Source organism: Knoellia locipacati, assembly GCF_007992835.1.
Taxonomy (GTDB): domain Bacteria; phylum Actinomycetota; class Actinomycetes; order Actinomycetales; family Dermatophilaceae; genus Knoellia; species Knoellia locipacati.
Map to the genome: position 1 here is coordinate 311,024 of NZ_BKBA01000009.1, position 12,153 is coordinate 323,176.

9 protein-coding genes and 1 riboswitch are annotated in these 12,153 nt (G+C 72.1%); of the genes, 3 read left to right on the forward strand and 6 right to left on the reverse strand.

The window, feature by feature from the left end; genetic code table 11:
* Positions 1-3: 3 nt before the first annotated feature.
* The gene (locus KLO01_RS13050) at positions 4-468 is read right to left on the reverse strand and encodes an OsmC family protein (protein ID WP_246136202.1); all 465 of its coding nucleotides are present in this window, start codon (positions 466-468) and stop codon (positions 4-6) included.
* Positions 465-1,010: a DUF1697 domain-containing protein gene (locus KLO01_RS13055; protein ID WP_147065810.1), complete on the reverse strand. Its 546-nt coding sequence runs from the start codon at positions 1,008-1,010 to the stop codon at positions 465-467. Before KLO01_RS13055 ends, KLO01_RS13050 begins: the two co-directional genes overlap by 4 nt.
* 26 nt (positions 1,011-1,036) lie before the next feature.
* Here KLO01_RS13055 and KLO01_RS13060 point away from each other — a divergent pair, with 26 nt between their 5' ends.
* A complete protein-coding gene (locus KLO01_RS13060; RefSeq protein ID WP_186828044.1) occupies positions 1,037-1,648 on the forward strand; it encodes a histidine phosphatase family protein in 612 nt (203 codons plus the stop codon).
* Positions 1,649-1,687: 39 nt separating this feature from the next.
* Here the strand turns inward: KLO01_RS13060 and KLO01_RS13065 are convergent, their stop codons facing one another.
* Entirely contained in the window at positions 1,688-3,175 is a 1,488-nt protein-coding gene (locus KLO01_RS13065; protein WP_147065814.1) for a glutamate-cysteine ligase family protein, read from the reverse strand.
* A 136-nt stretch (positions 3,176-3,311) separates the two neighbouring features.
* Between KLO01_RS13065 and KLO01_RS13070 the strand changes: the two genes are divergently transcribed.
* Positions 3,312-4,490, forward strand: coding sequence for an exonuclease SbcCD subunit D (locus KLO01_RS13070; RefSeq protein ID WP_222611976.1), 1,179 nt, complete (start codon positions 3,312-3,314; stop codon positions 4,488-4,490).
* A complete protein-coding gene (locus tag KLO01_RS13075; protein WP_147065815.1) occupies positions 4,487-7,651 on the forward strand; it encodes an AAA family ATPase in 3,165 nt (1,054 codons plus the stop codon). The genes KLO01_RS13070 and KLO01_RS13075 overlap by 4 nt, the downstream gene beginning before the upstream one ends.
* Before the next feature lie 133 nt (positions 7,652-7,784).
* Here KLO01_RS13075 and gcvP read toward each other — a convergent pair whose 3' ends face one another.
* The 3 genes from gcvP to KLO01_RS13090 form a co-directional block, all read right to left on the reverse strand.
* Positions 7,785-10,673 carry an aminomethyl-transferring glycine dehydrogenase gene (gene gcvP, locus KLO01_RS13080; protein WP_147065817.1) on the reverse strand — a complete coding sequence of 963 codons (2,889 nt, stop codon included), beginning with the start codon at positions 10,671-10,673 and terminating at the stop codon, positions 7,785-7,787.
* A gap of 74 nt (positions 10,674-10,747) precedes the next feature.
* A riboswitch (glycine riboswitch) is annotated at positions 10,748-10,845 on the reverse strand.
* Between the two features lie 72 nt (positions 10,846-10,917).
* Complete coding sequence (locus KLO01_RS13085) at positions 10,918-11,493, reverse strand: MerR family transcriptional regulator (RefSeq protein ID WP_186828046.1); 576 nt, start codon at positions 11,491-11,493, stop codon at positions 10,918-10,920.
* A 147-nt stretch (positions 11,494-11,640) separates the two neighbouring features.
* Positions 11,641-12,141 carry a bifunctional nuclease family protein gene (locus KLO01_RS13090; protein ID WP_147065822.1) on the reverse strand — a complete coding sequence of 167 codons (501 nt, stop codon included), beginning with the start codon at positions 12,139-12,141 and terminating at the stop codon, positions 11,641-11,643.
* Positions 12,142-12,153: the final 12 nt, after the last annotated feature.

Here is a 12,153-nt window from a genome sequence, read left to right on the forward strand (position 1 = left end):
CGCTCAGTCCTCCCGCATCGTGATCGGCGTGCCGAGCTGGACCGACCTGGAGACGGTGCACAGGCGGTCGTGCGACTGGGCGATCGCACGCGGCAGCATTTCGCGGGCCTTGTCACCCTCGGGACCCTCGGGGAAGCGGACGCGGAAGGTCACCTCGAGGTCGGTCATGTGGTTGCCCTTGACCGGGTCCTTGGCCTTGACCCCGGCGCTCGTGGCGGTGAACTCGGTGGGCTCCGCGCGCTTGCTCGTGATGAAGTCGACGTCGACGGCGCTGCACCCGGCGATCGCGGTGAGCAGCAGCTCCACGGGCGTGAAGTCGTCGCTCTCCCCCGTGCCGATGTGGATCGTCCCGCCACGCACGTTGGTCACGTCGAACTCGCCGTGCGAGGTCCGCGTCATCGTCACCGAGCGGTGGCCCGTGCCCGTGCCGCCCGTCTCCTGCGCGACGCCGTGCTCCGTGTCGGTCATGTGGTGCTCCATTTCTCGTCGAGGGCGCGGACGACCTTGAGGTCGCGCGCCGTGAGGGGCGTTCCGGCGAGCCGTTCGAGCTTGGCCCCGGCCAGCTTGGCCGTGTGGAACTCGCTGTCGATCTCCAGGAGGATGTCGCGCCCCACGACGCGTGAACGCTCCGGCGTGTCCCCGTATGCCGTGAGCGCGGCCCGCGCGTCCGTGCCGACCTCGCCCTTGGCGAACGCGACGTAGCGCCGGGCGCCCTCGGCGAGGAGGGGCGCAGTGGCGTCGACCGCCCTGCGCAGGCCCGCGAGCTCGGCCGGCGACCGCACCATCGTCGGCACCTCGAAGTCGCGCCACTCCAGGAGCAGCTCCTCGATGGCGGCCTCGACCTTGGCCTGCGAGCGCATCCTCGACGTCAGGGCGATGTTGCCGGTCTGGATGTGGGTCTCGACGTCCGTGAACCCGGCTGCCCCGAGGCGTTCGCGCAGCTCGGCCATGGGCACCTTGCGGGTCGGACCGAGGTTGACGGCCCTCAGGAAGGCCAGGTGGCGCGGCATACCGGGATCCTGCCAGAGTGACGACCATGACCGGCGCACCCGCTGTCCCCGAGGGACGCATCGTCCTCGTCCGCCACGGCAAGACCGAGTGGAGCGAGTCCGGGCAGCACACCGGGACCACCGACCTGCCGCTGACCGAGCAGGGCGAGGCGGACGCCGCGACGCTCGCCGAGCGGCTCTCCCCGTTCGACGTCGGTCTCGTCCTGTCGTCGCCGATGCAGCGGGCCCTGCGCACCGCGGAGATCGCCGGCTTCGGCGAGCGGGCCGAGGTCGACGACAACCTCGTCGAGTGGGACTACGGCGCCTACGAGGGCCGCACCACCAAGGACATCCGGGCCGAGCTCGGCTACGACTGGGCGGTCTTCGAGGACGGCGTCGTCCCGGGGGCGACCCCCGGAGAGACCGTCGAGGAGGTCGCTGCGCGCGCCTCCCGCGTCCTGCTGCGGGCGGCGCCCGTCCTCCGCTCGCGCGACGTGCTGCTCTTCGGGCACGGGCACGCGCTGCGGGTGCTCGCCACCGTGTTCCTGCGCGAGCAGCCCCGGGGAGCGGCCAAGCTGCTCCTCGACGCAGGGTCGGTGAGCGTGCTCGAGTACGAGCGGGAGCAGCCCGCGATCAAGCTCTGGAACAGCCTGGGCTGAGGACGCCCGCGTGTCCCGACGCTCCGGGCGTCAGCAGGCTCAGGGCAGCGGCCAGGTGTGCACCGGCTCGTTGCTCGCCATGTGCTCGCTGTAGACCGCCAGCATCTGGTGCAGCGCCGTGCGCCGGTCGCTCCCCCTGTCCTCGAAGCGGCGGACCGCCTCGGTCTGCCACGTGGCCCCGTTGACCCCGGCCCGAGCGCGGTCCTCGATGATCCCGAGGAAGCGGTCGCGCACGGCTTGCGAGACGCCCCACTCCTCGAGCCCCTCGTGGGCGAGCGGCAGGAGGTGGCGCAGGACGAGCTCGTCGGCGCCGACCTCGCCGAAGCCGGGCCAGTACAGGCGCGACTCGATGCCGTCGCGCGCGCCACGGTGGAAGTTCTCCTCGCACGCGGCGAAGCTCATCTTGGTCCACACGGGGCGCTCGGTGGAGGCGAGCTTGCGGACCGCGCCGTAGTAGAACGCCGCGTTGGCCAGGGTGTCCGCGATCGTCGGCCCGGCCGGCAGCACGCGGTTCTCGACGCGGAGGTGGGGGCGGCCCTTGACGATGTCGTAGATCGGACGGTTCCAGCGGTAGACCGTGCCGTTGTGCAGCCGCAGCTCGGCGAGGTCGGGCGCCTCCCCCGCCTCGAGCCGGGCCATCGGGTCCTCGTCGGTGGTCTCGGCCAGCAGCGCCGGGAAGTAGCGGGAGTTCTCCTCGAACAGGTCGAAGATGCTCGTGATCCACCGCTCCCCGAAGAACACACGGGGCCGCACCCCCTGGTTCTTGAGCTCGATCGGCCGCGTGTCCGTGGCCTGCTTGAACAGCTCGATCCGCGTCTCGGCGTGCAGTCGCTGCCCGAAGAAGAACGGTGAGTTGGCGGCCAGCGCCACCTGGACCGGTGACAGCGCCTGGGCGGCGTTCCAGTGGTCGGCGAAGTCCGCAGGCGTCACCTGGAGGTGGAGCTGCACGCTCGTGCACGCGGACTCGGGGGCGATCGAGTTGCAGTAGGTCGCGACCCGCTCCCCGTGCGGGCCGTGGATGTCGAGGTAGATGTCCTCGCCGCGGGCGACGAAGATCGAGTCGTTGAGGGCGGTGTAGCGGTTGTTGTCGCTGATCCACTCGCCCTCGTAGTGCTCGGGCATGATCGTGGGCAGGATGCCGATCGAGACGAGCCGGGAGCCCACCTCGCGCGCCTTAGCGTCGGCGGCGTTGAGCGAGGCCCTGAGGTCCTCCTCGAGCTCGAGGGCGGAGTCGCCGGGCAGTGGGCGCGGTGGCACGTTGAGCTCGATGTTGTACTGCGCGAGCTCGGTCTGGTAGCCCGGGTCGGCGATCGCCTGGAGGACCTCGGCGTTGGCGAAGTGCGGGTCGTAGTCCCCGTTGACGAGGTTGAGCTCGATCTCGAGACCAGTCATCGGCCGGTCGAACTCGAACTGGTCCTGCGTGAGCATCCGCTCGAACACGTCGAGGTTCTGCCGCACCTTCTCGCGGTAGCGCTGACGCTCCTCGCGTGTGTAGCTCTGCGCGCTGACCTCAGCACCCACGCCCATCACCTCACTGTTGGTCGGCGTCGCCCGCCGTGGGGCCCCACTCAATCACCATCCGAGCACGGCGCGCGAGTGCGAACGTCGCGAATCCGCGTTTCGGTCATCGGTCCTGTCGGTGGACCCACCTAGCCTCGGTGACGTGCGCATGATCCACACCTCCGACTGGCACCTGGGACGGGCGTTCCACCAGGTGGGGCTGCACGGCGCCCAGTCGGCCTTCCTCGACTCCCTCGTCGAGGTGGTGCGCTCCGAGTCCGTCGACGCCGTCCTCGTCTCGGGCGACGTCTACGACCGCGCGCTGCCCGCTCCCGACACCGTCGGCCTCCTCTCCGACGCCGTCGAGCGGATCATCGACGCGGGCGCCGCGGTGGTGCTCTCCAGCGGCAACCACGACTCAGCCATCCGGCTCGGCTTCGCGTCCCGTCTCCTCGAGCGGTCGGGTCTGCACATCCGCACGAGCCTCGACGACATCGGGCGCCCCGTCGTCGTCAAGGGCGTGGCTGTGCACCCCCTCCCCTACCTCGAGCCGTCCCTCACGGCCGGTGCGCTCGGCGCGTCCGAGCGCACCCATGCCGGGGTCCTGCGCGCCGCCATGGACCGCGTGCGCGCCTCGCTCGCCGAGAGTGCCCACGAGCGCTCCGTGGTCATGGCCCACGCCTTCGTCACCGGCGGGGCCACGAGCGAGTCCGAGCGCGACATCTCCGTGGGTGGCGTCGCGGCCGTCCCGCCCGAGGTGTTCGACGGCGTCGACTACGCCGCCCTGGGCCACCTGCACGGCCGGCAGGAGGTCGCCGAGGGTGTCCGCTACTCCGGCTCCCCGGTCGCCATGTCGTTCAGCGAGGCGTGCCACACCAAGGGCTCGTGGCTCGTCGACCTCTCCACCGACGAGCCCTGCGTGGAGTTCGTCGCAGCGCCCGTCGAGCGACCGATGGCGCTGCTCAGCGGCACCCTCGAGGACCTGCTCTCCGACCGCAGGCACGACGCGGCCGAGGGCGCGTGGTGCCAGGTGACGCTCACCGACCCCGTGCGCCCCCTCGGTGCCATGGAGCGCCTCCGCGTGCGTTTCCCCCACACCCTCGACCTCCGTTTCGCGCCCACGGGCGCGGTCACGACCATGAGCGCGTATGCCGCCTCGCTCACCGAGCGCTCCGACCTCAGCGTGTGCTGCGACTTCCTCACCCACGTGCGGGGTGGGCACGGTGCCGACGACGCCGAGCGCGCGCTGCTCGAGGAGGCCGTCGAGGGCGCTCGGCTGCGCCGGTCCGCCGCCGACGGCGAGACCGGGTCGACCACCTCGCGCCGGTCGGGAGCGGCATGAGGATCCACCGGCTGCGAGCCACCGCCTTCGGGCCGTTCCCCGACGAGGTCACCGTCGACTTCGACACCCTCACCGCCGCGGGGCTCTTCCTCATCCACGGCCCGACGGGTGCCGGCAAGACGAGCCTGCTCGACGCGATCTGCTTCGCGCTCTTCGCCGACGTCCCTGGGGTGCGTGACCGCCGCGGCATCGTCAGCGACCACGCGGCGCCGACCGCCACCCCGTCGGTCGAGCTCGAGTTCACCTGCGGCACCCGCCGGTTCAGCCTCTACCGCTCCCCCGCACACACCCGGCCCAAGAAGCGCGGCACCGGCACCATCGAGAACCCCGCGACGGTGACGCTCTCCGAGCACGACGGCGCCGGCTGGCGCGTGGTGTCCAACCGCAACGACGAGGCCGCGGAGGTCATCCACGACGTGCTCGGGATGGGCAAGGAGCAGTTCGCCAAGGTGGCCATGCTGCCCCAGGGCGAGTTCGCCGCCTTCCTCACGGCCAAGGACGACGACCGGCGCGCCCTGCTCGAGAAGCTCTTCGACATCTCGCGCTTCGCCGACGTCGAGGACTGGCTCGTGGCCCAGCGACGCGAGAGCGAGGCGGCGGTCGCTGCGGTGCGCTCGGGTGTCGACACCGACCTGGCCCGGCTCGGCGACGTCGTGGCGGCCGTCGGTCTGGTGGACGACCCCGCGGACAGCGGCTCCGAGCACCTCGACGACCGGCTCGCCGCATCGTCGGACTCCCCCGAGGCGGTGCGCGCCCGGCTCGACGCCATCGGCACGCAGCTCGACGCCCAGCTCTCCGAGGCGATGGTGGCGCTCGACGTGGCGGTCAGCGCCGAGGCCCTGGCATCGGTGCGTGCAGAGCACGCTCGGACGGCCGTCGCCCTGCGGGCGCGCGCGACCTCCGCCCGCTCGACACTCGCTGCCCTCGACGCCGTCGAGGACGACATCGCCACCGTGCGGCGGACCCACGACGACGCACGCCGCGCCTCCGGGGTGCGCGGTCACCTCGACACGGTCCAGCGCGCCACGACCGAGGCGGCGCAGCATGACTCCCGGCTCGACCTCGCTCGCCAGCAGGCTGCGGCCCTCGTCCCCGCCGCTCGCAACGCCGAAGAAGACGCCGACGCCGACGACCCGGCAGACCTCGTCGCCCGGCTCCGCGCCCACGACGACACCGTGCGTGAGCTGGTCCGGCTCGAGGCCCAGTCGGCGGCCCGCGCAGAGCGGGTCCGCACGCACCAGCTCGCCGTCGACCACGCCGGCACCGTCCTCGAGACCGCCGACGCCGACCGCGCGGCCGCCGAGCAGCGGGCCCTCGAGGTGGAGGCTCTGCTCGCCGACACGCTCGAGGCCGCCGCCGCGCTGGAGGGTGCCGCCGCGGCGGCGCAGGCCGCACGACAGCGCCTGCGCCTCGCCGAGCGGGTCGTCGCCAGCGAGGTCACGGTCGGGGCCCTCGCCGAGGCCGCAGCCACGGCGAGGACCGCCGCACAGGACGCACGCGATCACGAGCAGGACCTCGTCGCACGCCGTCTGGGCCAGATGGCGGCCGAGCTCGCCGAGGGTCTGGTCGACGGGGACTCGTGCCCGGTCTGCGGCTCCCACGAGCACCCTGCCCCCGCCATCGACGCCGACCGGGTCACCCCGGTCGAGCTGGACCGCGCCCGCGCCCGGCACGCCACGCTGGTCCTCCAGCACCAGCAGGCCGAGTCAGAGGCAGCGAGCGCCGCGGCCCTGCTGGCCGACGGCCTCGAGACGCTCGAGGTCGCATCGGTGCGCGAGGTCGACCTCGGTGCCGAGCGTGCCGCCGCGAGCGAGGCCGAGAGCCGGCACACCGACATCCGTCGCCGTGCGGGTCAGCAGGAGGCCCACGAGCGCGCCCTGGCCGGCCTGCGCGCGGAGGTCGCCCGGATCGACGCCTCGGTCACCGAGGCTCGACGCGACCTCGCACGCGCGACGACGGTCGCCGAGCAGGAGCTCGCGGCCGAGGCTGCGGACCAGGCGGCCGTTCGAGAGCTCGAGGCGGTCCACGACCTCTGCCCGTGCACCCCGACGACGACCGGTGGAGCCGCTCGGGGCGGAGGCACCGGCGCGGGCGACGATGACGCAGCGGAGGGCTCGCCCCCGGTCTCGTCGTCCGCCCGCGAGCTGTCGCGTCGGCACGACCGGCTCGTCACCGCCGCCACCGCCTGGCTCGCCGCGCTCGAGCACCGCGAGACCGCCCACACCCGGCTCGCCGAGTCCACCGCTGTTGCCGTCGAGGCGACGACCGAGGCCGGCTTCGACTCGTTGGAGTCGGCCACCGCGGCCCTGGTCCCTCAGGCCGCCCTCGAGCGACTCGGTGACCGTGTCCGTGACCACGACCGCGCCCGAGCGGCCGCACTCGCCGTCCTCGACGACGCCGCAGTGCGTGAGGCAGAGTCCGCCCCCGAGCCCGACCTCGAGGCCGTGACACTCGCGGCCCAGCAGGCCAGGAGCGCCCTGCTCGAGGCTCAGTCCGCGCAGACCCGGGTCGCTGCCGCCGCGTCGTCGTTCTCGACGGTGCGCACCAGCCTCGTGGCCGGTCTCGACGCCGCCGGGCCCACGCTCGAGCGCCACCACCGGGTCAAGGACCTCGCCGACACCTTCGCCGGGGGCGGGGTCAACAACACCCTCCGGATGCGGCTCACCTCCTACGTCCTCGCGGCCCGGCTCGACAAGGTCGCCCAGCTGGCCAACGAGCGCCTGCGCATCATGGGCGACGGCCGCTACCGGCTCGAGCACTCCGACCGGCTCGCAGCCCGCGGCGCCCGCAGCGGCCTGGGGCTCCGGGTGCTCGACCAGTGGACCGGTGTGACCCGCGAGACCTCGACGCTGTCGGGCGGAGAGGCCTTCATGGCATCCCTCGCCCTCGCCCTCGGTCTCGCCGATGCCGTGCGTGAGGAGGCCGGCGGCTTCGACCTGGGCACGCTGTTCGTCGACGAGGGCTTCGGCACGCTCGACGACGAGAGCCTCGAGCAGGTCATCTCGGTGCTCGACTCGCTGCGCGAGGGCGGGCGAGCAGTCGGCGTCGTGTCCCACGTCGGTGAGCTCCGCAGCCGGATCACGAGCCAGCTCGCCGTCCGCAAGACCGCAAGCGGCAGCACGGTGGCCGTCTCCGCACCCGGCGCGGAGAGCGCCGCCTGACCTGAGAACCAGCGACCCCAGCCGCCGTAGGGAGCCCACACCCCGCGCCTGGCTCCCCTCAACTGCAAGCGACGCGCCGCGCGACCCGAGCGGGTCACGCGGCGCGAGCACACGGCATACGCCGTGGTTCAGGTCAGTCCTCGAACGCCTCCGGCGGGGGGCACGAGCAGACGAGGTGGCGGTCGCCGTAGGCGCCGTCGATGCGGCGGACGGGCGGCCAGTACTTCGCGAGCGGGTCGACTCCCTTGGGGAAGGCCGCCTCTTCGCGCGAGTAGTCGACGTCCCACTCCCCTGCCAGTGACAGGGCGGTGTGCGGAGCGCCGCGCAGGACGCTCGTGGCGGCGTTGCCGGCCGCGCCCACGGCGTCGATCTCGCTCCGGATCGCGATCATCGCGTCGCAGAAGCGGTCGAGCTCGGTCTTGTCCTCGCTCTCGGTCGGCTCGACCATGAGCGTGCCCGCGACCGGGAACGACATGGTCGGAGCGTGGAAGCCGTAGTCGATGAGCCGCTTGGCGATGTCGTCGACGCTCACCCCCGTCGCCTTCGTGAGCGGACGGACGTCGAGGATGCACTCGTGGGCGACGAGGCCGTCCTCACCGGAGTAGAGCACCGGGTAGGAGTCGCGCAGCCGGGCGGCGACGTAGTTGGCGTTGAGGACCGCGACCTCGGTCGCCCGGCGCAGACCCGCCCCGCCCATGAGCCGCACGTAGGCCCACGAGATCGGCAGGATGCCGGCTGAGCCGTAGGGCGCGGCCGACACCGGACCGACGCCGGTCTCGGGTCCGGCCTCGGGGTCGAGCGGGTGGTTGGGCAGGAACGGCGCGAGGTGCTCGCGCAGTGCCACCGGACCGACACCGGGGCCGCCGCCGCCGTGCGGGATGCAGAAGGTCTTGTGCAGGTTGAGGTGCGACACGTCCGCGCCGAACCGCCCGGGCTGCGCGAGCCCGACGAGGGCGTTGAGGTTGGCGCCGTCGACGTAGACCTGGCCGCCGGCGTCGTGCACCATCGCGCACAGGTCCTTGATGGTGTCCTCGAAGACGCCGTGGGTCGACGGGTAGGTCACCATGATCGCGGCGAGGTCGTCGCGGTGCTCCTCGACCTTGGCCTTGAGGTCGTCCATGTCGACGTTGCCGGTGATCGTGTCGGTCTTGACGACGACGACCTTCATGCCGGCCATGACCGCGCTGGCGGCGTTGGTGCCGTGGGCACTCGCCGGAATGAGACAGATGTTGCGCTCGGCCTCGCCCCGCGAGCGGTGGTAGGCCGCGATGGCCAGCAGACCCGCGAACTCACCCTGCGAGCCGGCGTTGGGCTGGAGGGAGACGGCGTCGTAGCCGGTGATGTCGCAGAGCCACTGCTCGAGCTCGCTGACGAGCGCGCGGATGCCCTCGGTCTGGTCGAGCGGCGCGAACGGGTGGAGGTTGGCGAACTCAGGCCATGTGATGGCGAGCATCTCGGTCGTCGCGTTGAGCTTCATCGTGCAGGACCCGAGCGGGATCATGCCGCGGTCGAGCGCGAAGTCACGGTCCGAGAGCCGGCGCAGGTAGCGCAGCATCGCGGTCTCGCTGTGGTGGCTCGAGAAGACCGGGTGCGTGAGGTAGTCCGACGTGCGGTCGAGCGCCTCGCCCCAGCCCGGCTCGGCGATCTCGACGCGACCGGGCTCGGCGACACCGAACGCCCGGCACACTGTGGCGATGTCGTGCAGGTCCGTCGTCTCGTCGACCGACACGATGACGGTGTCGGCGTCGTGCCGCCAGACGTTCGTGCCCTCGGCCAGCGCCGTGGCGACGACCTCGTCCGCACGCCCGGGCACGCTCACGGACAGCGTGTCGAAGCGGGCACCATCGGCGACGTCGACCCCACCCTCCCCCAGGGCACCGGCCAGCGCCTCGGCGTGGGCGTGGATGCGCAGGGCGATCGCACGCAGCCCACGCGGGCCGTGGTAGACGGCATACATGCTCGCCATGACGGCCAGGAGCACCTGGGCCGTACAGATGTTGGACGTCGCCTTCTCGCGACGGATGTGCTGCTCGCGGGTCTGGAGCGCGAGCCGGTAGGCCGGGGCGCCGGTGACGTCGACCGACACGCCCACGAGGCGACCGGGCAGCGTGCGCTCGAGGCCGGCACGGACCGACATGTAGCCGGCGTGTGGGCCGCCGAAGGCCATCGGGACGCCGAAGCGCTGCGTCGTCCCGACCGCGATGTCGGCGCCCCACTCCCCCGGTGAGGTCGCGAGGGTCAGGGCCATGAGGTCCGCCGACGCGGTGACGAGCGCACCCGCGTCGTGGGCAGCAGCGGCCAGGGCGCGGTGGTCGCGCAGCCGGCCGTGGAGGTCGGGGAACTGGACCAGGAGGCCGAAGACGGCGCGACCGCCGGCAGACTCGCCGAGCGCGTCGGCCGAGGTGACCCCGGACAGGTCCGCGACAACGATCTCGATGCCGAGCGGCAGGGCCCGGGTCCGCATGACCGCGAGGGTCTGCGGGAAGACGGCCTCGTCGACGAGGAGCACGGCGTCGGCGGCGGCCTTGCTCGAGCGGCGCATCAGCGTCATCGCCTCGGCGGCGGCGGTGGCCTCGTCGAGCAGCGAGGCACCCGACGTGCTCAGCCCGGTGAGGTCGCTGACGACGGTCTGGAAGTTGAGCAGGGCCTCGAGACGTCCCTGCGAGATCTCCGGCTGGTAGGGCGTGTATGCCGTGTACCAGGCCGGGTTCTCGAGGACGTTGCGCTGGATGACGGCCGGGACGACGGTGCCGTAGTAGCCCAGCCCGATCATCGAGGTGAGCACCGAGTTGCGACCCGCGAGGGCGCGCAGCTCCTTGACGACGGCGGCCTCGGACTCGGCCGGGGCGATGTCCATGGACTGCGTCGCGCGGATCGCGTCGGGGACGGCGGTCGAGGTGAGGTCGTCGAGGCTCGAGCGACCGATGGCGGCGAGCATCTGCGCCACGGCCTCGTCATCGGGCCCGATGTGGCGGCCGGCGAAGGCGGGCAGGTCGGTCGGGCTGAGCGTGGTGTCGGTCATGAAGTGAGGCTCCTGGCGCACGGGACGGGCACGGGCCTCCCCATCTGTCGCGGCCTGAGCCGTCTCAGAGGTGCCTGATCCGTGCGGTCCTTTGCGCCTGAGAGGTTCCGGGGAGTTTGCCCCTTCGGCGCCCCGGTCCCTGACGGGCCGAGGACTCTCCCGCACGGTGTTTGCGGCCCGCTCAGGGTAACAAAACGGTGCGCGCCCCGGAGGGCACGCACCGTCGGGTGGATCAGGTCGGGCGTCAGGCGAGCCGGGCCGCGCGACGGGCGCTCAGCTCGTCGTCCGGGTGCGCCGCCGGGGTCTCGTCGCTCGCACGCTCACCGGGCAGGTGCGAGAGGTCGCCCTCGACCTCGCGCCACACCTTGCCGACGGCGATGCCGAAGACACCCTGGCCACCCTGGAGCAGGTCGATGACCTCCTCGTTCGAGGTGCACTCGTAGACGGACGCGCCGTCGCTCATCAGCGTGATCTGGGCGAGGTCGTCGACACCGCGGTCGCGCAGCACCTGCACGGCGCCACGGATCTGCTGGAGCGAGACGCCCGTGTCGAGCAGCCGCTTGACGACCTTGAGAGCGAGGATGTCGCGGAAGCCGTAGAGGCGCTGCGACCCGGAGCCCGCGGCGCCACGCACCGACGGCTCGACGAGCGCGGTGCGCGCCCAGTAGTCGAGCTGCCGGTAGGTGATCCCGGCCGCCTTGCAGGCCGTGGGACCGCGGTAGCCCAGCTCCTCGTCGAGCTCGGGGAGGTCGTCGGTGAACAGCAGACCCTGGGCCGCGACCGGCACATGCCCCTTGGGGTTCTCTTCGATGGCGTTCACGCCGTCCTCCTGCTGCTCCACGAATGCGCTGTAACTACATGGTCGTCGTTCTCTTGAGGGCGACGCTAGGGGGCAGCGGGGCACGGGTCAACTACCACTCGACCCTAACCTCATGCGTGTCGTGAGTAACACCAGTAACACTCAGGCTCAACTTGACGGTTGTTGTCCCGTGTCGAAGTCGTCCGCCGAGACGTGGTCGAGGAACTCCTTGAACTTCTCGACCTCGTCGTCCTCCTGCTCCCCCGCCATGGCCACACCGGCCTGGTCGAGCAGGTCCTCGGAGGTGACGATCTCGACACCGGCCCGCAGGGCGAGGGCGATCGCGTCGGACGACCGGGAGTCGATGCTCTGCCCGCCACCGCTGGCTCCGCCGTCGATGTCGAGCACCGCGTGGAAGACACCGTCCTCCAGCGAGATGATCCGCACGCGGTCGATCGTGTGACCGAGGTCGGTGAGGACGTTCTTGAGCAGGTCGTGGGTCAGCGGCCTCGGCGGCACCACGCCCTGCTGGGCGTAGGCGATCGCCGCGGCCTCGGCGGCGCCGACCCAGATGGGCAGGTAACGGCTGCCGTCACGCTCACGGAGCAGGACGATGGGCTGGTTCGTCGGCATCTCGACACGGACCCCGAGAACGTCCAGTGGCTTCACTGCTCCACCGTA